Here is a 20,356-nt window from a genome sequence, read left to right as displayed (position 1 = left end):
GCATGATACAGGGCCGTTTAATGAATCAAATCAAAATGTTGATGATCATAATAATGCGTATTATTGAATAAGTCTTATGGCTCCGGTTCGGGTGCTTTCCCCAAAAAATACATTACCGTAAAAAAAAACTATTTTACCGGTAGTACATATCCTGCTGGCATACGTCTATAATTAGGTATGTCGCGTATTCACGATCTTTTAAACAAGTTTGCTTTAGGAATTTCCTCCCGGGAAGAATTTGATGAGCTGATGTCGCTGTTAAATGAAGAACGGTACGGGCAGGAAATAAGACAGGCGTTAAAAGATATCTATGGTACGCTGGATACTGAAGTTTTTTCAGACATCCAGATAGGAAAGAAGGGAAATCTTATTGAGCCGCAAAATGCATTAAAAGGCCTGCCAGGTGGAAAAAAGTATTGGCGTAAGAGAATTGCGGCCGCAGCGGCTATTGTATTACCGCTCGGTTTTATAGCATTCCTGCTCTTTACGAAAAATAATTTCCTGCATAACCAAAACAGTCTGAAAACTGTACAGATGTCAACACAGGCGGAATCAAAAACCAGTTTGATCTTACCTGACGGGAGCAAGGTATGGCTGAATTCCTATTCTACAATTACATATAACACGGGGTTTAATGACGGTAAAAGAGAAGTTACGCTTGTTGGTGAAGCCTTGTTTGATGTGAAGCACGATTCGCTGCATCCTTTTGTTGTACATACTAAGAATTTTAATGTTACCGATATGGGAACGGTGTTTAATGTGCAATCTTATCCCGAAGATCCGCATGCAACAGCTTCTTTAATAAGCGGATCTATTGAAATTACGTTTAAGGAAAAAGAAAAGCAACGGGAAAAAATAGTTCTGGTGCCTAACCAGAAAATAACGGTATCAAACAGTTCGGGGGCAGAACCTGATGCTGTGAACGAACAATTGCTTGTAAAATCATCTATACTCCCCGACCCGCAAACCAATATCATACCAGATACGGCGTGGATGGCAAAAAAGATCATCTTTAAAGATATCTCTTTTTATGACCTCGCGTTGCAGATGCAAAGACGGTACAGTATTAAAATGGTATTTAAAAAGGCACAGATCGGCGCGTACAAATTCACCGGAAGGTTTAATGATGAAACGCCCGACGAGGCCTTGCGTGAATTACAGGCTATAGCCCCCTTTACATATAGTAAAGAAAAGGATAGTGTTTATATTATAGATAAATAATGAACCAGATACAGCAAACTGATTTTTTAACAATTTAACGATGCCATATAAGATGGAACCATAAACGCATATACCCATAGAATTAAAAATGGGAAATGCTGGAACATTTCCCATACTGTTCATTCAGCAACCTGGCTCTCCATTTTCATGCAGGGTAGAGCAGGCTTTTACTAAATAAATCACTTAATGTAAAGATATGAAAAAAACATTCTGGCTGTTTTATTTCAGAAATAAGGCATACAAAAGAACGATCACCTATATGAAACTAACAATTCTTCTGGTGTTATTAAGCTATTTTCAGGTATCCGCAAAAACATATGCGCAAGAAGTTAAGCTTGACGTCAATTTTGATAACGTAAGCCTGCATAAAGCTTTTGAGATAATAGAAAAGAAAACGAGTTACAGGTTTATATATAATGCCGATGCTGTTCTTCCCAATGTGCGGATCAGTTTAAAGGCAAAAGATATCCCGCTCTCCAAGTTACTTGAAAAGGTGATTACTTCCAATAACCTGATTTACAGGATTATGAATGACAAAGTAATTGCAGTAACCTCTTCAAAACAAATGCTGCGGCAAATGCTGGTCCATGGCCTGGTGACAGACAGTCTGGGAACCCCGCTTCAGGGTGTGAGCGTTATTATAAAAGGCACAAAGCAGGGCACATTAACAAATGAAAAGGGCATGTTTGAGATTGATGCTCCGGACAATTCAATAATAGTGGTAAGCAGGATCGGCTATCAAAGCCAGGAACTACGGGTAACCGGCAATGAGATGCTTAAAATTGTTTTAAAAGAAGCAACAACCGGGCTTGGGGAAGTGGTGGTTATTGGTTACGGAACAAAGCTTAAAGAAAGTGACCTGACCGGCTCTGTAGCGAGGCTGGGGTCAGATAAAATCACTTCAAGGCCTGTTGCGGGAACTTTGGAAGCATTGCAGGGCCTGATACCGGGTGTCACAATTAGTCGCAACAGCGGAAGGCCCGGAGGGCAGGGCTATCAATTATCGATCCGCGGCGTTTCGTCGATCAATGGCAATGTTCCATTAGTGTTAATTGATGGCATACCCGGGGATCTGAATCTGATTAACCCGGAAGATATTGAGGATATTACCGTTTTAAAAGATGCTACAGCGGCAATATATGGCGCCAGGGCTGCGGATGGCGTTCTCCTGGTCACCACTAAAAAAGGAAAAGCTTCTGACAAGCCACAGGTGTCCTATTCCTTTAACCTGGCATTTAAAAAACCGGCGATCCTGAAAAAGCCGGCTACAACGGAGCATTTTGTAAAAATGTTTAACGAAGCCAATAAAAATGATGGCGATCCGCAAACATTTTCAGATGAGACCCTGGCGAAGATTGCAGCGAATGATCCGGGATACGGTCCCGGGGAGAATTGGAGCGTTGAATCCTACCCCATGTTTTATCAGTCGCGGGACTGGTACGGCTCTCTTTTTAAAACATCTTCCAGGCCTACTCATAATATCAGTGTTTCAGGAGGAAGTAAAAATGCCACTTACCTGGTTTCTTTTGGAGACAGCAGGGATAACGGAAATATTGTAGCAGGAGTTAATAACTCAGTTAGGGATAACCTCAGAACTGATTTACAGGTTAATATATTGCATAACCTGAAGCTGAATTTGAATTTAACCTACGATAATCTTAAAACCAAAGAGCCCTCCATGCTTAGCGAGGATATAAATATAGGGCTGAAAATATTTTCTTATGTACCGCTTCGGAACCCTTCAGGAAATTATTATTCTTACCAGGGGTATGGCAATAATATACAGGAACTGGAAATGGGAGGAAACAGGACGGTTGGAAATTCCAGATGGAGAAATAACGTGAAGCTGGACTGGGAGCCGGTTAAAGGATTGGTGTGGACCAATCAGCTGGGTGTTAATCTGGAAAGATATGATGAGAAAACGTATTTTGCCACGGTTGAGGAATATAACTGGGATAATAGCGTCAACTCGCTCATTCGCAATAATCCCAATTCTGCTTTTTATTATGACTGGAGCTCCGTATATAAGAACTTCAGCAGTTATGCAAATTATGACAAAACATTTGGAAAGCACGCCATAAAGCTGATGCTGGGCGGATCGGCGGAAAAATTTACACGGGAATCAAGATATATGTCCGGCGCAGACTTTACCAGCAATGAGATATTTATCCTGCCGTTATCTGATCCTAAAAATCTGAGTGCCGCCGACGCCAATTATTGGGATAATAATCCCTGGTCGTTGCTGTCCTATTTTGGACGGGGCGGGTATTCATTTGCCGGAAAATATTACCTGGAAGGAACTTTCAGAAAAGACGGCAGCTCAAAATTTTCACCGGATAAACGGTGGAGTGAAATGTATCCCAGTATTTCTGCTGCATGGAAAATTTCCGGAGAGCCTTTTTTCAAAGACCTGATCAGTGCGGATATGATCAATCTGTTCAAAGTAAGAGCCTCCTGGGGCAAGACCGGAAACCAGGACATTCCATCACTCGGATTATTTGATTATATACAGCTCATTGATATTTCAGGCCAATACCCGATAGACGGAAGTACTATTTCAAAAATGGCTTCTTTAAAAGGCATTGCTTCACCGGATCGTACCTGGGAAACCATTGAAACGAAAAACATCGGCGTTGATCTGTCAATGTTCAGATCCAGGCTTTCCCTTTCTTTCGATATCTACCGCAAGAATAACAGGAATATGCTGGTTAGTATTACCTATCCTTCTACGCTTGGCGCTGTAGCACCCAGTTTAAATGCAGGCAGCCTCTTGGATAAGGGATGGGAGATAAACGCATCGTGGAACAGTAAAATAGGCGATGTCCGGTTTAACCTGGGCACCATTCTGAATTACAACACCAATATAGTAACCGACCTGCAGGGGCAGGATACCTATAATGTAGGATTAACGGCCGCAAGAGAAGGCTACCCGTTATATTCTTATTTTGGCTATAAAGGATCTGTTATCAGGTCACAGGCAGAGCTGGATGCTTATGCAGCAAAATATGCAGGAAAAGGCATAGTGCCTGCTGCCCGGCCAAACGGATATGGCGGCTTGGGTATAGGAGACGTTATGTATGAGGATATTGATGGTGATGGGCAAATCACGGCCTATGGGGATAAGTCAAAAGGGGTTAACGGGGATGCGACTTTTTTGGGCTCGCAAATTCCGAAGTTTACCTATAGCGCTACCGGAGGGGTTCATTATAAAAACTTTGATTTTTCTTTCATACTGCAGGGTACGGGAAATAAATATGTCTGGAGGGGCAATGGCAACTTTGGCGTGCCGTTAAGATATTTCTGGTTTCAGCCGCTGGATTATTTTTATGGCAAAACTTTTACCGGGGAAAACACAGACGCACAGTATCCCAGGTTATCGAATAATGAGACTGTAAAAGGAAACAATTATCAGTTTTCCAGCCTGTGGCTCGAAAACACAAGGTATCTGAGGGTGAAGAACATTTCAATCGGCTATACATTCAAAAATCTGAAGCTAAGCAAATTAACGGTTCAGAACTTCAGGATTTATGTAAGCGGACAGGACGTTTTTGAATGGGCAAAAGGTACCTGGGACAAAATGTATGACCCTGAAGAATCCAATCCCGATCCTAATAATTACGGGTTTTATGAGAATAATTATCCTATGTACCGGACATTTTCATTAGGCGCTAGTGTTAACTTTTAAAACGGATTATAATGAAGAAAGTTAGAAATATAAAAAAGCTTGCGGTAATTTATATCACCACTGTTCTTATTTTACTGCTCGTAACCGGGTGCCGGAAATTTCTTGATTTGCAACCGCAATCAGAAATTAGCGATCCTACGTACTGGCAAACAAAAAAGGATTTCCAGCTGGCGGCAAACTGGTTCTATGCAAATACACTGGATGATCCCAATTATAACGATAATATGTCTGATATTTCATTCGGAACCGGCGTAGACGCAGTCAGCTCGGGAACGAATGTAGCCCCTGAGCAGGATGGCAATTGGGATAATGCATACAGGGATATCAGGAATGCCAATAAACTGATTTTACAGGGAGAGAACGCTTCCATCAAAGAGCAGATTGCCGCCTATCTGGGCGAAGGGTATTTTTTCCGGGCATATGATTATTTTAAATTAGTGAGGTTGTTTGGAGGGGTTCCGCTTATTAATAAGGTGCTGCTGCCCTCTGATCCTGAAGTATACGAAGCCCGGGCTGCCCGGGCTGTAGTGATCGATTCCATCCTATCTGATCTTGATCGCGCAATCGGATACTTACCGGCAAAACCCGATGCTGAAACAGGAAGGATCTGCAAGGAAGCGGCTCTGGCGTTAAAGGCCCGTATATGCCTGTTTGAAGGAACATGGAGGAAATACCATGGAGCCGGTGATGCAGATGTGCTTTTAGACGAGGCTGTTACAGCATCAAAAAAGGTGATCGACAGTAAAGCGTATTCATTATACACTGGTAAAGGAGCTGAGAGCTACCGGTATTTATTTATTGATCAAACCAGCGAAGACAACCCTGAATCCATTATAGCAAAAAAATACCGGTTGAATATTAATCCCAACGGGTTTATATATGGCGTATCCTGGGGAAACCTGAACCCCACTAAAAAAATAGCGGATATGTACCTGTGTGCAGATGGCCTGCCAATAGGAAAATCTTCCTTGTTTAAAGGCTATGATTCCTGCCGTTCTGAGTACTATAACCGCGATCCCCGTATGACGCAGTCTCTTATTCTGCCGGCAAAAAGCATCATACGGCCGCAATACGATACTTACCGTCCGCAATGGCCGGGTGTCGATAATAACAGAAACATCAATTCCGGCTATATGCTCTATAAATTTATTTCCGAGGTGCCAACTCCGGGACCCAATGCCACCGGTCCTTTCGATTGGAATGTATTGAGATATGCAGAAGTGTTATTGATCTATGCAGAGGCCAGGTTTGAACGTAACGGGGCAATATCCGATGCCGATCTGGACTTATCCGTTAATGCGTTAAGAGACCGAGTGAACATGCCACATTTAACCAATGCTCTTGTAAACCAAAATGGATTGGATATGAGAACAGAGATCAGGAGAGAACGGACCGTGGAGCTGGCCTTTGAAGGATTTAGGTGGGATGATCTGCGCAGGTGGAAAACTGCAGAAACTGAATTGCCGCAATCTGTGCTGAGCATTAAAGTTACAGGCACCCAATGGAGTCTGAAGACAATAACAATTGATGGAAGCAGCTATGCCAGCAAGTTTTATAACAGCCCTGCGAACCAGTTAGAAAACGGGTTTAAGTTGTTACAGCCAGGTTCCCAGCGTTCCTTTAATGCGCAGAAAAACTATCTCTTGCCATTACCCACCAAGCAGGTATCGCTCAATGATCAGTTAGAGCAGAACCCTGGTTGGTAAGCACTGAAATCTGTAACGGCGGGAAGCCGGATATATTGAGTGTTTATCTCAAATCGGTTTGTATTCAAACCTGTAATGAGGAGCGCCTTATAAATAGTAATAATAAGTATGAAAAAAAAAGTCGTCCTTGTATGTAGCATAATGCTGTTAAGAAGCAGCGTCTTGCTTTCGCAGACAATTGTTCCTTTATATCCTGACGGGAAAATCCTTTACGCCAGGGAAGGCACAGAGATTCCGAAGCTCACGGTTTATCAGCCTTCAAAAAAGAAATCAGATATTGCAGTCATTGTCTGCTCCGGCGGTTCATATGGCGGTCGCGCCAACGATTGGGAAGGCATACCTGCCTGCAAAAAATTAAATGAAGCAGGTATTACAGCCTTTCTGTTGGATTATCGCGTTCCGAATGCAGACAGGATGGAGCATAAGGAGATTGTACCGCTTACCGATGCGCAAAAAGCCATACAGTATGTAAGGGAACATGCAGCACTGTATAAGATCAACCCGGCGAAAACAGGCATTATGGGCTTCTCAGCCGGGGGACATCTGGTAACTACCGCAGCAACCCATTTTATGAAGACCGACTTGGAAAATCCCGGCCATACGAGCCTGAGACCTGATTTTGTGATCGCAGTTTATCCGGTGGTAAGCTTTGCAGACAGCCTGACACATCTGGAATCGCGGGATCATTTAATAGGTCCGGATATTACACCCGAAAAAATAAAAGAATATTCAAACGAGCTGCAGGTAACCGGTCAAACACCCCCCATGTTCCTGGTTGCGGCCATTGATGATAATGCCGTGAAGGTAGAGAACAGTTTATACCTGGAAGCGGCCCTGAGGCAGCATCGTATTCCTGTAAGGATGTTCTTATATGCCAGGGGTGGTCACGGGTTTGGAGTGGATCATATAAAAAATGTAGCTGTTCAGTGGACAGAACCCTGCTTTAGATGGATACTGTCTGAAGATTGGGCAAAAAAGCGGCAGCATTTTTAGGGCTTAAAAACAGGTGCCGGAAACAAAAATCTGATCTTTTGATATTGCCGGAATAAAATAAATGTAAAGTATGAAAATATCTGTCGTATTCAATAGTATACTCCTTTTTCTTTTTTATGCAGGCAATCTTTTGGGACAGCCGGTATTGAATAAAGAAGTTTCTCTGACGGGGCATCGTTTTCTTACTTTTAATACCGTTATACGCGTCAATCAGATTGAAATTACCAGGAATAAAAGCATCGGGCAGGACGAGCGTGACCAGCATACGCCGGATAAAGTGATCGCATTCCGGAATGCTATAAGCGCTGCTTTTCCAGATGCAAGGATTACCTGGGCGTTTAGCTGGTTAGCGCTTCACGATACTACGGATAATTACAGGCAGATCCGGAAAATTGTTACGGGCTACCATTACCGGTATGGAGATGAAATCACATTCATCCCTGGGGCTTATTTTGCCAACGCGTATAATACGACTGACCAGGTAAACAAAGATCTGCATGATGGACTGGCCAGAATTACAGAGATAGTGGGACATCATTACCGGCCTCTTAGTATACTCGCGGGATTTTTATCCTCGGCAAATCAGAAATATTTGTCAGAAAAGGAAAATATTCATGTGTGCCAGGGAAATATCTGGAGCCAGTATGCTATAGACAACCAGGATGGAGATGGTTCTGTATCGTATCCCTATTATCCTTCCGAAGCACATTTTTGCAAGCCCGCGCAATCCGGAAAAGATTTTATTGACTGTGTAAATCTTGACGGCTGGGCGGTTGATTTCCTGGCCGCAAGACGGGCAGGGTTTGCGGATGGATTTAACAGCCGGATGGGAGTGGGGCCGATCGAAACCCTGGGAAAATACGGCAAAAAGACCGGTATTCAGGAAATGATGCACACAACCGCTATTCATTTCGATGAGGGGTTTAAATTAAATGGTTTCGCATGGGTAACCAACTGCTGGGAGCTGTGCCTGCCTTATGATATGTCCTGTTTAACAGAATGGCTGCATAAAACCAAAAAGCGCTGGCCAGATGTAAAATTGATGACCCAGGGCGAATTTGGAATGCTTTGGCGCAAACATTATAAGCGTAATAATTTCGATTATCGTTTTGAAGAAACGGGTTCGGGTATCGGCGGGTCAGATGCGGGCAAAAAAATCCGCTGGTTTATGAATAAAGATTTCAGGCTGGCATTATTGAGCGGTACAAACGGGGAAAATGAAAAAGTAATAGATTTTACCCGCTATGATGTGCCGGCTGAGGAGCCTGTGTCAGGCAGTACCCGCAACTGGAGCTTATTAGGCGAGATAAATCAGAAAGGAATCAGAAGCCGGGACAGGCCGGTTCCCGTTGATAGTCTTTCCGCGGCCGCTAAAGCTATTATCAGAAAGCATTACCCTTCATTATTATAAATGTGTAACAAAGACAACTGATTATTTATAAAGATTTCAAAAGAAAAACGGTATATCTGTAAATAATATTTTACGGATAAGCTTTACCGGGAAAAGTAAAAAGTAAATAACTAATGAAAAAAATTGTTTTTGCGATTATCATTTTGTGTACGTGTACAGGGCAGGCCTATTCTCAGCGCCCCCGTATTGTAAATATCGTCAATTTCATCCGCGATATTGAGCCGCGGGACGTTAATATAACAAAAGAGGTACTGTACCAGACGGTGGTAAAGCAGATTGCATTAATGGAAAAGTATCAGCTTGGCGGCACTTTTTTGCTGCAGTATGACGCGTTGACCGATCCTCAATACGAGAAGCTATTAAAAGCCCTTCCTGAGACTAAATTTGAAGTAGGGGCCTGGTGGGAGATCCCGCAGCCGCTGGTAGAAAAAGCAGGGCTTAAATGGCGTGGGCGCTATCCATGGGACTGGCATGCCGATGTAGGCTTCTCCACCGGATATACGCCTGCTGAAAGAGAAAAGCTGATTGATGTATACATGGCTGATTTCAAAAAAGTCTTTGGTTATTATCCAAAGTCAGTCGCTTCCTGGTTCATTGATGCGCACAGCCTTAACTATATGTATGAAAAATATCACATTGTAGCGTCTGCAAATTGTAAAGACCAATACGGCACCGACGGCTATACGCTTTGGGGTGGCTACTGGAACCAGGCTTATTATCCAAGCAAAGTGAATTCATACATGCCGGCGCAAAATGAGGCTGCCCAGATACCCGTGCCTGTTTTCCGGATGCTGGGAAGCGACCCGGTGCGTCAATATGATACCGGCCTGGAACATGAACGCCAGGGCGTTATTACGTTAGAACCGGTTTATGGAGATGCAGGCGGCGACAGTACCTGGGTGCACTGGTTTTTACGGGAGTTTGTAAACGGCGCATCGATGGCATTCGCATATACACAGGCCGGTCAGGAAAATTCATTTACCTGGCCGGCAATGAAAAACGGCCTGGAAATTCAGTTTTCCCTGATGCAGCAGCTGCGCGATCAGGGGAAGATAAAAGTAGAAACGCTGGCCGAATCAGGCGCATGGTTCAAAAAAAATTTCAGGGTGACACCTGCAACAGCCGTTACTGTCAATAAAGACCTTCCGGGCAGTGATAAAAAAACAGTTTGGTTTGACAGCAGGTTTTACAGGGCTAATTTGTTATGGCAGCAGGGGACGCTTCGTTTCAGGGATATTCACCTGTTCAACGAAAATCTGATGTCTCCGTACTTTACAAAGCCAGTCTCATCCAATGAATGCAGGTTTTTTACGCTGCCGATTGTTGACGGTTATCTGTGGAGCAGCAAAGAATTTTTTGCAGGCCTCCGTTTTAAGACCATAATAAATAATAAAGAGGTGGACATAACCGGGAACGATCCTGTTATTACAGATAAAATGGAGGGTGTTTTGCAGGTAAGCTGGCCATTAAAAAATATAAAAGGAACGCTGCAGATCCTTTTTAAAGAAGATCAGCTGGAAATTTCCGTAACAGGCAACCCATCAGTTAAATGGTTTTTAGATCTGGCTGTGGCAAAAGATAAAAACGTGCCGTTTGTATCCATAGAACGGCATCTGGTAAATGCCCTGTCTGAGGGTATAAGTTATCAGATGATTGCAAAAAAAGGCAGTTTTAAAAAAGGCGCTGCACAAAGCATTTTTCAGCTTCATCCGCAGGGGCAGCAATTGCAACTGCTGTTTAAAAGCTCCGGTAATAATAAAAGTTAATACTTATAAATATTTATTATTTGAATAATGGTCATTATTAAAACGGTATGTAAACAGGTTGCATTATTCAGCAGTATTTTTCTTTTTACCCATATTGCCGGATATGCTCAAAATCTTCTTGTAGCCGGTATGCAATGTGAGCACCTGGCAGATCCTTTGGGTATTGATAACCCGCGCCCCGAAGCGCCGGGAGCAATACAGCAATTTTATAGCATAGCGGTTGAAACAGACTTCAGGGAGCTTCGAATACGATCGTAAAATTACTTCTGTTTATTATAACAGAGAACGCATCAATAAAAACGATATGCTAAAGGTTGATGCAGGTACCATACAATTATTATATATTATTTGGCTTCTGTACTGTAATAAGGTTTGCAGTACCTGCCCTGGCTTTTTAAGACTTAGATGATGATTAAGATGAATCAGGGATTTCTTTTGTTTCCTGTATTTTTTATTTGAAAAATAACTTCCTGAACTCTTGGTAATTATAACAATTGATTTGATGTTTTATAATAAGAGGCATGTATGAAGATTAATATAGAATATAAAGAAGAATCAGGCGGATTTGGGACTATTGGAATATTGCAGGCGCTTGCCCGGTATTTAAATTGTGACATTCAAAATGACCGGATCTATATACCGGAAAAATACGGTCAGGGCTATTTTCAGCGATTTAGGTTTTCGCCAGGGCTGGAAATGCTGATCAGCAATTGTAAATTTAAACATGATTTGACTATTAAAAAAGCAAAAACAGCTGATGTGAAATCCGGTGATACAATCGTGTTAGCCCTTCAGAATGTTTTACAAAAGGGCGGTACTATAAGCGCAGAACCCGGGGCTGCCGGGGTACTTGCCATTGGGCTCAGTACCGGTATACAAATTCCTGAAAATACCGACTTTGGAATAATACTGATTATTATTGAAGCTTTGTATTTAAGAAAGCTGGTAGATGAAAAATTTGAAAATTCAGTTCTTGAAAATATCATCGACACGAAGCAAACGATAATTCTAGACAGGCGCATGTCTGCATCAATTGCCAGGATAGCAGATGAGATTGCTGTTGCTGAGATCCCGGAAATATTTCAGCATTTTTATTATAAAGTAAAAGCGGAAGAACTGATCTGCCATCTTTTTATTAAATTAACAAGCCGGCAAAAATCTCCTTTAGATTCTTTAAATATTTCAGACGTGGAAGCAATTTATAAAGTGAGGGCTATTTTATTGAAACATCTTAGCAATCCTCCCACCGTTACACAACTGGCGAAAATGGCAAATATGAGTGAATCAAAATTAAAACGATTATTCAAACAAATATTCGGAACGAGCGTGTTCAATTATTATCAGTCTTTTAGAATGAAGGAGGCTGCACGAATGCTAAAGCAAAGAAAATTTACGGTTAAAGAAGTTGCCAATAAACTCGGATTCATTAATCTAAGTCATTTCTCTAAAATATTTGCCGCGTACAATGGAGAAAAGCCGAAAAAGTATAGTATGAATTAAGAAATTGAGTTGCTGTTTATGCTCAGTATGGTAAATGGTATGAGCCATTTTATTTTTTGCAATCCTTTCTTTCCCGGTTTCGGTGAAAGTGCAGCAGACAGATTTGCCGGCACCATGAACCAATGGCTTCTAATTCCCCCAAATATTTAACTTGATCCTGGAAAAGCCTTGTTGTTTGATTGCTATCACTGAAACAAAAAAGCACCAACATTTCTGTAAGTGCTTGATTCTATTGGTGGGAGTTGACGGGTTCGAACCGCCGACCCTCTGCTTGTAAGGCAGATGCTCTGAACCAGCTGAGCTAAACTCCCTTTTTTATTTGTTTGCAACATGTTGTTGTTGCTAACGGGAGTGCAAAGATAAGGTTCCGCAACAGTAACTACAAAATATTTTTCAAAATTTTTTTTGCATTTTGCAGCATGTCATTTTATTGCACGTTTGTAAAGGAAAAAGGGAAAGGAACCGTTCATGAAACGTATCATGATACTGAATACGGCTTCCCGCTGGAGTCGGATAATGAACTTTTTGCACGGCTGGTGCTGGAGATCAACCAGGCAGGCCTGAGCTGGGAAACTATTCTTAAGAAAAAGGACGCCTTCTATAGAGCGTTTGACCAGTTCAATATTCAGAAAGTAAGTAAATATAATCAGAAAAAGTTTGATGCATTGTTACAGGATGCGGGCATCATCCGTAACCGTTTAAAGATCAATGCAGCTATTGAGAACGCCAAAACCATTGTTCAACTGCAAAAAGAATTTGGCTCCTTTAAAAAATGGCTGGATCATCATCACCCCAAAACAAAAGAAGAATGGGTAAAGCTGTTTAAAAGGCATTTTAAATTTACCGGTGGTGAGATCGTAAATGAGTTCTTAATGAGCACCGGTTACCTGCCGGGCTGCCATTCGGAAGATTGTCCTGTTTACAAAAAGATCCTGAAGAAGAAGCCGATGTGGCTCCGGAGCGGGAAATAACCGGAGGTCAATGGTCCATGCTTTCTGCCTCCCTCACAGGACACTGAAAACTGATCACTGTATAATCACCGCTCCCAGAAGGGTTGTGATCTCGCGTTCCATATCTTTCAGGGATTTATGAATGAAATGCAGCTCACGGAATTTGTGATCGCTCATTTCGCCGGACATATCATTCTGGTTTTGCTGCAACATGCGCTTGATCTTTTTTAGCTTCAGGTACTGAATGGCCGATGCTACTTTTTGATGCGTGCGGTCTTCAGAGATCAGCTTGTATTTGTTCAGATCATTTTCATTGCCTTTGCTGATCACCCTTGTAAAATCTTCAAAAGACTGGCTGAACAGATCCTTCTGGTAACCGGTATTGGGACTGAAATCTTTTGCCCACCGTTCACTTTCCTCATAAGGATGATTCAGCAGGGATACAGCAAAAGCACTGAGCTTTTTATCATCATTATAAATAAAATATTTATCATTGAGCTGGCCGGGATTATTTTGGAGCAGCTTTTTTATTGCAGAGATCAGCAGGTTCACTTCGGGGTCTTCTATTTCCAGTTCATCGATCTCATCAAATACATATTGTGCTACCAGCGTAGCTTCATCCCATGGGCGGTTGCCATATTCCAGCAGGATCCTTGCCAGCTCCTTTTCCTGCAACTGATCTTTGAACAGCAGGTCAAAAGTGGCATCATCATAATTGGAAATCTCTGCTGCGGACTGGTTCTTTTCTTTTTCCGCATTGCTCAGCGCCTTGCGTTCCATCGTTGTTACACGGTCCCGTATATATTTATTGACCAGGGCATGCAGGCCTGCTTCATCAATGTTTAAAATGGTTGCCGATTCCTTGATGTAATCCTGCTGCCTGGTAAAATCTTCCGCCTTGTTGATACGGCTGATGGATTCTGCGATCTTATTGACCAGCTCTGATTTTTTTACCGGGTCATCCCCGATTGCAGCCAGCGAAGATTCCAGCTGGAAAAGAATAAAATCTTTCTTATTCTTTTTGATGAACTCTGTAAAAGCACCGGCGCCTACCTTGTTTACAAAGCTATCCGGGTCTTCCTTGTCAGGGATCAGAACCAGCTTTACGTTCAGGCTTTCTTCCAGGGCAAGATCCAGCCCCCGCAATGCGGCTTTTATGCCGGCTGCATCGCCATCATAGATGATCGTAAGGTTATTGGTGTACTTCTTTATGAGCCGCAGCTGGTCTACCGTTAACGAGGTACCGCCTGATGCCACCACGTTCTCAATACCGGCCTGGTGCAGGGAAATGACATCTGTATAGCCTTCTACCAGCAGGCATTCATCGGCTTTTTCAATAGCGGCCCTTGCAAAATAAGAACCATACAGGATCTTACTCTTTATGTAAATTTCATTTTCCGGTGTATTGATGTATTTGGGCGCTTTATCCGTTGTTTTTAAGATGCGCGCTCCAAAACCCATTACTTTCCCGCTGTGATTGTGCACGGGGAAGATCACGCGCCCGCGGTAGTTGTCCATCAGGGTGCCGTTGCGCTCCACCACCAGCCCGCTTTTCAGCAGCAGTTCTTTGTTGTATTGTTTTGCCAGCGCTTCTTTTGTAAATGCATCTCTTTCATTGGGGGAATAGCCCAGCCTGAATTTTTCAATGATGCCTTCACGAAAGCCGCGTTCTTTAAAATAGCTGAGGCCGATGAGCCTTCCTTCTTCAGACGCGGTTAACGCTTTTGTAAAAAATTGTTCCGCAAAATTGTTAATGATAAAAAGACTGTCTGCCGTCTGGTATTGCTCCCGCTGCTCATCGCTGGCAAAGGTTTCTTCCACTTCTATACCATACCGGTTTGCCAGCCATTTCAGCGCTTCCACATAGCTGTATTTTTCATGCTCCATAATGAAGCTGATGGTGTTGCCGCTCTTGCCGCAGCCAAAGCATTTATAGATTTCTTTTGTGGGAGAAACCGTAAAAGAGGGGGTCTTTTCATTGTGAAAAGGGCAGAGGCCCAGGTAATTGGCACCCCGCTTCTTTAATTTTACAAATTCACCCACTACATCCAGGATATCGATCCGGGACAATATTTCCTGTATGGTATTTTGCGAAATCACCGGTCGAAATTACGATTTTTGAAAAAAGGAACCTAACCCTGGCTTTACATCACTGTGCAGGTGGAGAATCCAATACCGGCATGCGATCAATAAAAGCAGGGGCGTCTCAAAAAAAGAGAAGTCGTCATATCGGCCCGATAGCAATCGGGATAATATAACGACTTCTGATACGCCTCACAGCTTTCTGACTACAGCATCTTTATGCAAAGCTTACACATTCTTTCAATTCTTTTTCGGTATAGGCCAACCCATATTGTTTTAGCACATCGTCCGGCACCCCGTTCCATTGGTTGGGCTGGCTGCCCACATAACCGATGTCTTTTACGCCGATTTCAGAGGTGTAGAAGCCGGTGGCGGTAAGATCGCGCAGCTTTGAAAAAAAGGCCACACCCTGTGCCAGTTCCGGCTTGCCTTTTGCCCTGTCCGGGTAGGCGATCAGATCAACCATTTCAATTTGCTGCTGAGAAGAACAGTCCTTAAAAGCTTTCCCGTATTTGTTCAGGCACTGCATGTCCAGCCAACGTAAACCGCCTCTCATAGGCGTTTGAAGCTCAGGCTGGTCTTTTACCGTAAACTGGATGAAATCCGGCACTTTTGCATCGCTGGCGCTGCCGCTTACTTCATCTTTAGGAATGATAATATCTGCAAGAAGGGTGATGGTAGCCATCTCATGCGCATTAAAAAAGTCCGGCAGCTTTTCTACCTCCTCCTCGTACCTTTTTTCATCTTCATAACGGTGGAGGCCGGCTTTTTTTTCCGTAGTAGCTGCGGGCGAATTGTCTTTTTTCTCACCCGGCTTGCATCCAATGGCCAGGGTGCCGGTAGCCAGTGCCCCGGCTGCTATATATTTGAGTGAATCACGTCTTTTCATTGTTTGTACATTTAATGTTTCTGTATGCTGGATATCTGATGTCCAATGTTCATCCTGATAACTATCGGGACTATAAATTCTGTTTTTTCATTTCATCAATAATAAACTCGCTTGCACGCATACTTAAGGCCAGAATGGTCCAGGTAATGTTTTTATTAGCCTGTGATGTAAACTGGCTGCCGTCTACACAAAACAGGTTTTTACAATCATGTGCCTGGCTCCACTTATTCAGTACCGAGGATTTAGGATCATCGCCCATACGTGCAGTACCGGCTTCATGAATAATATATCCTGGTTTGTCAATACCATAGTTGTTTTCAGGACCGTCATCACCATAAGTGATCACCGCGCCCATATTGTGCATGATCTCTTTAAAGGTTTCCTTCATATGCTTGGCCTGTTTTATTTCATAATCGCTTAATGTAACATTAAACTTTAAAACAGGAATGCCGTATTTGTCTACTACATTGGGATCAATTTCACAGCGGTTATGCTCAAACGCAATAGCTTCTCCGCGGCCGGCCATACCTACGGAAGCACCATAGAAATAGCGCTGGTCTTCCTTGAAGGATTTTCCATAACCACCGGCCTCTTTCTTTTTACCGTTTACGGGGTATTTACCATTTAATGATTCCAGCCCCATTCCAAACCCATAGGCCGGCTGACCAAAGCCCCCCAATATTCTATGTGATAGCCGCGTGGAAATCCCAGCTTCTTATTATCGCCCCACCAGGGAGAGTAAACGTGCATACCGCCTACGCCATCTTCATTATATCTTTTTCGTCCAAAAAGTTCCGGAATATACCCCCCATGGCAGCGCCTGTACTATCCTGAAGGTATTTGCCCACCACATTGCTGCTGTTTGCCAATCCGTTTGGATGTCGCTGGGATTTTGAGTTCAGTAAAAGCCGGGCTGTTTCGCAGGCGCTGGCAGCCAGTATCACCACGCGCCCTTCTACCTGGTACTCCAGCATGTCTTCTTTATTCACATAGGATACTCCCTTTGCCATTCCGTCCGTATTCGTAAGCACTTCGCGTGCCATGGCATTGGCGATTACTTCCAGTTTACCTGTTTTTAATGCCGGGTATATCAATACGTTTGAAGAGGAAAAATCAGCTTTGGCCATGCTACAGTTCCTGCCGCACTGTGAACAAAAGAAACAGGAGCCTCTTTCATCATTTAATTTTTTGGTAAGGATAGAAAGCCGGGAAGGGATCACCGGCACGCCCGATTTCTGGGCGCCTTTTTTTATAAAAAGCTCATGCAGCCGTGGTTTGGGCGGTGGTAAAAAAATACCGTCCGGTTCATTTGGCAGGTTCTCCACGCTCCCGAACACCCCGATCAACTGGTCTACTTTGTCGTAGTAGGGTTTTATATCATCATAACCAATGGGCCAGTCGGTACCCACACCATCATAACTGTAGCCTTTAAAATCCCTTGGCCCGAAACGCAGTGAAATACGGCCCCAATGATTGGTTCTGCCACCCAGCATGCGCGCCCGGAACCATTCCCATTCAGTGCCTTTCTCTTTGGTGTAAGGCTCTCCTTCAATATTCCATCCCCCATAACAGGCATCAAAATCGCCAAAAGGGCGGTATTTGGTAGCGCGGCCTCTGCGGGGCGACTCCCAGGGTCTTTTTAGCTGGAAAACTTCTTTCTGCGGATTGTACATGGGGCCCGCTTCCAGCATGCAGACATTTAAGCCTGCTTTGGATAATACGTATGCCGCCATGCCACCGCCTGCACCGGAACCAACAATTACTACATCATATTTTTTAGCTTGTTTTTTGATCTGCAATTCTTCCATTCAAATGGCCTTTTAAAATTTATTAAATAAGACAGGCCAATATACAACGAAATGTTTAAAATCATAGGCGGATTTTTAAAAGCGGTATTTAATAACAAGGTTTTAGCGTATAATCGGTTAATTTTAAACCCGGATTAAAACTTTTATAATTTTTGTAAAATGCAGAAAGGCTGTTTACCGTTTATCATAGTGCTTTGTGCGGTTGCCATAGGGGTGCTGGCGTATTTGCTGGGAAAAAAGAATGGCACCAAAACGATTGAAAATATTGCGCTGAATGCGGCCTTTGTTAAGGAGGTTTCCGAGCTGGCTTCGCTGGAAGTGCAGGGCACTGCCAATATTAAGACCACGAATATTACCAACGATGGCACTATGACAGATGCTTTCAAAAAAATGTTTATGGAGCGCACCGTCAATATTTCAATCCCTTATATAGCTAAATACGGAGTGAGCCTGGAAAAACAGCAAGTGAATATAGAAGAAAAAAATAAAGTGGTGCACATTGTTATCCCTGCTCCGCAACTGCTCAGCTACGAGCTGCGAATGGACCGGGCAGATGCGATGACGCGCAGGGGTATGCTGGAATCGCCGGATGAAACTTATTATGCCACGGTTCAGAAAAAGCTGTACGCTGAGTCCCGGAAACAGATGGAGGGCAATCCGGTATATATGCAACAATCAAAAGATAAGATCCGTAAGATCTTGGAACAATATTATGCGCCCATGAACTTTAAGGTGGAAGTTCTTTTTAAGGATGAATTAAAAAGCCGGGTCGTTGATCAGCATTATTAGCCATTTTTCAAAAAAAATGGAAAAAAATAATACGCATCTCAAGTTTTATCAGAGAAAATGCCTACTTTACTTCCCTTAAATCTGATTTGTTAAATTTTTTTTAAGCCATTATGAAGGATAAGAATGATCATTCAAGGAGAAAGTTTATCAAAAACTCAGCCCTTGCAGGAACTGCTTTTTTTATTGTACCCAGGCATGTTTTAGGAAAAGGGTTTATAGCTCCGTCTGATAAGCTGAATATTGCAGGTATCGGGGCCGGAGGTAAAGGAGAAGGGGATCTGGCATCATTTGCTAAAAGCCCGAAAGTGAATATAGTAGCGCTGTGCGATGTGGATGACCGTGCTGCTGCAAATTCAAGAAAAAGGTTCCCTAAAGCCAGCTATTACAAAGATTTCAGGGAAATGCTGCAAAAGGAGGCAAAGAACATTGATGCCTGTAGTATCAGTACGCCGGATCATACGCACGCTGTTGCTACGTTAGCAGCAATGCAACTGGGAAAACATGTATACACTCAAAAACCGCTGACACATGATATTTATGAAGCGCGTATTCTGGCACAGGCTGCAAAGAAATATAAAGTGATCACCCAGATGGGAAACCAGGGCGGATCGGGCGATGGGGTACGCCGGATGAAAGAATTGTATGATGCGGGCCTGATTGGCGATATTATTGAAGCACAGGCATGGACCAATCGCCCTATATGGCCACAGGGAGTGCCTAAGCCAAAAGGGAATTTCGAAGTGCCCAAAGAACTGGATTGGGATCTGTGGCTGGGCACGGCGCCCAAAGATGATTATAACCCTGCTTATGTTCCCTTTAACTGGCGGGGCTGGTGGAACTACGGTACCGGTGCGCTGGGCGATATGGCCTGCCATATTATGGATCCTATTTTCAGGATCCTGCCTATAAGTTATCCCTCTTCAGCAGAATGCAGTATTGCCAATCAATGGACGGGGATGAACCAGGAAGCCAATAATATTGATAGTTGCCCGGTAGCGTCTATTATTCACCTGGAGTATCCCAGGAAAGACAAAAAAGGCACACTGAAAGTATCCTGGTATGATGGAGGTTTGCTGCCGAAACGTCCTGATGAGTTGTTGCCTGAAGAAGAGTTTGGCAACTGGGATGGCGGCGTTTTATTCATTGGTACAAAAGGCAAATTGCTTGCAGACTGTTATGGAGCTAACCCCAGGCTGCTGCCACTTTCAAAAAATGAAAGCGCAAAAGCCGTAAAAGAAACAATTGCCCGGGTACCGGGCGGTGAGGACGGGCACTATCTGCAATGGGTAAATGCCTGCATTGATGGTTACGGGAAAGGAGTCACCAGCTCTCCGTTTGAATATGCCGGGCCTTTTACGGAAAGCATTCTTATGGGCAACCTGGCCATCCGGAGCGCGTTGTATATGGATCCCAGTATATCCGGCTGGGGCAAAAGTAAATTTACAGGCCGCAAAAAGCTCCTGTGGGATGCACAGAACATGAAGATCACCAACTTTGATGAGGCCAACCGCTTTGTGAAACGGGATTACCGTGAAGGATGGAGCCTGACCTTATAG

At 43.4% G+C, this 20,356-nt stretch carries 15 protein-coding genes and 1 tRNA gene; 11 read left to right on the top strand and 5 right to left on the bottom strand.

All coding sequences use genetic code 11. From position 1 onward, the window contains the following. The first annotated feature begins 177 nt into the window (after positions 1-177). The 8 genes from A8C56_RS13405 to A8C56_RS13370 all read left to right on the top strand — a co-directional run bounded on the left by A8C56_RS13405 (position 178) and on the right by A8C56_RS13370 (position 12,282). Positions 178-1,221, top strand: coding sequence for a FecR family protein (locus tag A8C56_RS13405; RefSeq protein WP_067756916.1), 1,044 nt, complete (start codon positions 178-180; stop codon positions 1,219-1,221). 196 nt (positions 1,222-1,417) lie between these two features. Beyond that, a complete protein-coding gene (locus A8C56_RS13400) occupies positions 1,418-4,906 on the top strand; it encodes a SusC/RagA family TonB-linked outer membrane protein (protein WP_067756913.1) in 3,489 nt (1,162 codons plus the stop codon). Positions 4,907-4,917: 11 nt separating this feature from the next. Next, the gene (locus tag A8C56_RS13395) at positions 4,918-6,612 is read left to right on the top strand and encodes a RagB/SusD family nutrient uptake outer membrane protein (RefSeq protein WP_084490200.1); all 1,695 of its coding nucleotides are present in this window, start codon (positions 4,918-4,920) and stop codon (positions 6,610-6,612) included. A 108-nt stretch (positions 6,613-6,720) separates the two neighbouring features. Further along, entirely contained in the window at positions 6,721-7,605 is an 885-nt protein-coding gene (locus A8C56_RS13390) for an alpha/beta hydrolase (RefSeq protein ID WP_067756910.1), read from the top strand. A gap of 70 nt (positions 7,606-7,675) precedes the next feature. After that, positions 7,676-9,016 (top strand): DUF3863 domain-containing protein, encoded by a 1,341-nt coding sequence (locus A8C56_RS13385; protein ID WP_067756908.1) that lies wholly within the window; start codon positions 7,676-7,678, stop codon positions 9,014-9,016. Positions 9,017-9,129: 113 nt separating this feature from the next. After that, the gene (locus A8C56_RS13380; RefSeq protein WP_067756905.1) at positions 9,130-10,782 is read left to right on the top strand and encodes a hypothetical protein; all 1,653 of its coding nucleotides are present in this window, start codon (positions 9,130-9,132) and stop codon (positions 10,780-10,782) included. A 27-nt stretch (positions 10,783-10,809) separates the two neighbouring features. Beyond that, a complete protein-coding gene (locus A8C56_RS13375; RefSeq protein WP_067756903.1) occupies positions 10,810-11,040 on the top strand; it encodes a hypothetical protein in 231 nt (76 codons plus the stop codon). A gap of 471 nt (positions 11,041-11,511) precedes the next feature. Continuing rightward, positions 11,512-12,282: a helix-turn-helix transcriptional regulator gene (locus A8C56_RS13370; protein ID WP_169818779.1), complete on the top strand. Its 771-nt coding sequence runs from the start codon at positions 11,512-11,514 to the stop codon at positions 12,280-12,282. 233 nt (positions 12,283-12,515) lie between these two features. Here the strand turns inward: A8C56_RS13370 and A8C56_RS13365 are convergent. After that, a tRNA-Val gene (locus tag A8C56_RS13365) sits at positions 12,516-12,593 on the bottom strand. Between the two features lie 108 nt (positions 12,594-12,701). Between A8C56_RS13365 and A8C56_RS13360 the strand changes: the two genes are divergently transcribed. After that, positions 12,702-13,253, top strand: coding sequence for a DNA-3-methyladenine glycosylase I (locus tag A8C56_RS13360; protein WP_067762004.1), 552 nt, complete (start codon positions 12,702-12,704; stop codon positions 13,251-13,253). 54 nt (positions 13,254-13,307) lie between these two features. Here the strand turns inward: A8C56_RS13360 and dnaG are convergent, their stop codons facing one another. The 4 genes from dnaG to A8C56_RS25075 all read right to left on the bottom strand — a co-directional run bounded on the left by dnaG (position 13,308) and on the right by A8C56_RS25075 (position 18,011). Then, a complete protein-coding gene (gene dnaG / locus A8C56_RS13355) occupies positions 13,308-15,332 on the bottom strand; it encodes a DNA primase (RefSeq protein ID WP_067756897.1) in 2,025 nt (674 codons plus the stop codon). 199 nt (positions 15,333-15,531) lie between these two features. Beyond that, the gene (locus tag A8C56_RS13350; protein WP_067756894.1) at positions 15,532-16,203 is read right to left on the bottom strand and encodes a gluconate 2-dehydrogenase subunit 3 family protein; all 672 of its coding nucleotides are present in this window, start codon (positions 16,201-16,203) and stop codon (positions 15,532-15,534) included. A gap of 70 nt (positions 16,204-16,273) precedes the next feature. Next, positions 16,274-16,882 (bottom strand): GMC family oxidoreductase, encoded by a 609-nt coding sequence (locus A8C56_RS25080; RefSeq protein ID WP_245645463.1) that lies wholly within the window; start codon positions 16,880-16,882, stop codon positions 16,274-16,276. Positions 16,883-16,958: 76 nt separating this feature from the next. Continuing rightward, a complete protein-coding gene (locus A8C56_RS25075; protein ID WP_245645461.1) occupies positions 16,959-18,011 on the bottom strand; it encodes a GMC family oxidoreductase N-terminal domain-containing protein in 1,053 nt (350 codons plus the stop codon). A gap of 159 nt (positions 18,012-18,170) precedes the next feature. On the opposite strand from A8C56_RS25075, the gene A8C56_RS13340 reads away from it, so the two are divergent. Continuing rightward, positions 18,171-18,800, top strand: a complete 630-nt coding sequence (locus A8C56_RS13340) for a DUF4230 domain-containing protein (protein WP_067756892.1) — start codon at positions 18,171-18,173, stop codon at positions 18,798-18,800. A 110-nt stretch (positions 18,801-18,910) separates the two neighbouring features. Continuing rightward, positions 18,911-20,356, top strand: a complete 1,446-nt coding sequence (locus A8C56_RS13335; protein WP_067756889.1) for a Gfo/Idh/MocA family protein — start codon at positions 18,911-18,913, stop codon at positions 20,354-20,356.

The sequence above is a fragment of the Niabella ginsenosidivorans genome (assembly GCF_001654455.1).
GTDB lineage: Bacteria > Bacteroidota > Bacteroidia > Chitinophagales > Chitinophagaceae > Niabella > Niabella ginsenosidivorans.
The sequence above is the reverse complement of the archived record's forward strand: the minus strand, read 5'-3'. Positions and strand labels throughout refer to the sequence as shown.

Excerpts from the sequence above, each read along its gene's own strand:
- A8C56_RS13405 (WP_067756916.1), top strand. The coding sequence starts at position 178 with ATGTCGCGTATTCACGATCTTTTAAACAAGTTTGCTTTAGGAATTTCC.
- A8C56_RS13400 (WP_067756913.1), top strand. The coding sequence starts at position 1,418 with ATGAAAAAAACATTCTGGCTGTTTTATTTCAGAAATAAGGCATACAAA.
- A8C56_RS13395 (WP_084490200.1), top strand. The coding sequence starts at position 4,918 with ATGAAGAAAGTTAGAAATATAAAAAAGCTTGCGGTAATTTATATCACC.
- A8C56_RS13390 (WP_067756910.1), top strand. The coding sequence starts at position 6,721 with ATGAAAAAAAAAGTCGTCCTTGTATGTAGCATAATGCTGTTAAGAAGC.
- A8C56_RS13385 (WP_067756908.1), top strand. The coding sequence starts at position 7,676 with ATGAAAATATCTGTCGTATTCAATAGTATACTCCTTTTTCTTTTTTAT.
- A8C56_RS13380 (WP_067756905.1), top strand. The coding sequence starts at position 9,130 with ATGAAAAAAATTGTTTTTGCGATTATCATTTTGTGTACGTGTACAGGG.
- A8C56_RS13375 (WP_067756903.1), top strand. The coding sequence starts at position 10,810 with ATGGTCATTATTAAAACGGTATGTAAACAGGTTGCATTATTCAGCAGT.
- A8C56_RS13360 (WP_067762004.1), top strand. The coding sequence starts at position 12,702 with ATGTCATTTTATTGCACGTTTGTAAAGGAAAAAGGGAAAGGAACCGTT.
- A8C56_RS13350 (WP_067756894.1), bottom strand. The coding sequence starts at position 16,203 with ATGAAAAGACGTGATTCACTCAAATATATAGCAGCCGGGGCACTGGCT.
- A8C56_RS25075 (WP_245645461.1), bottom strand. The coding sequence starts at position 18,011 with ATGGAAGAATTGCAGATCAAAAAACAAGCTAAAAAATATGATGTAGTA.
- A8C56_RS13340 (WP_067756892.1), top strand. The coding sequence starts at position 18,171 with ATGCAGAAAGGCTGTTTACCGTTTATCATAGTGCTTTGTGCGGTTGCC.
- A8C56_RS13335 (WP_067756889.1), top strand. The coding sequence starts at position 18,911 with ATGAAGGATAAGAATGATCATTCAAGGAGAAAGTTTATCAAAAACTCA.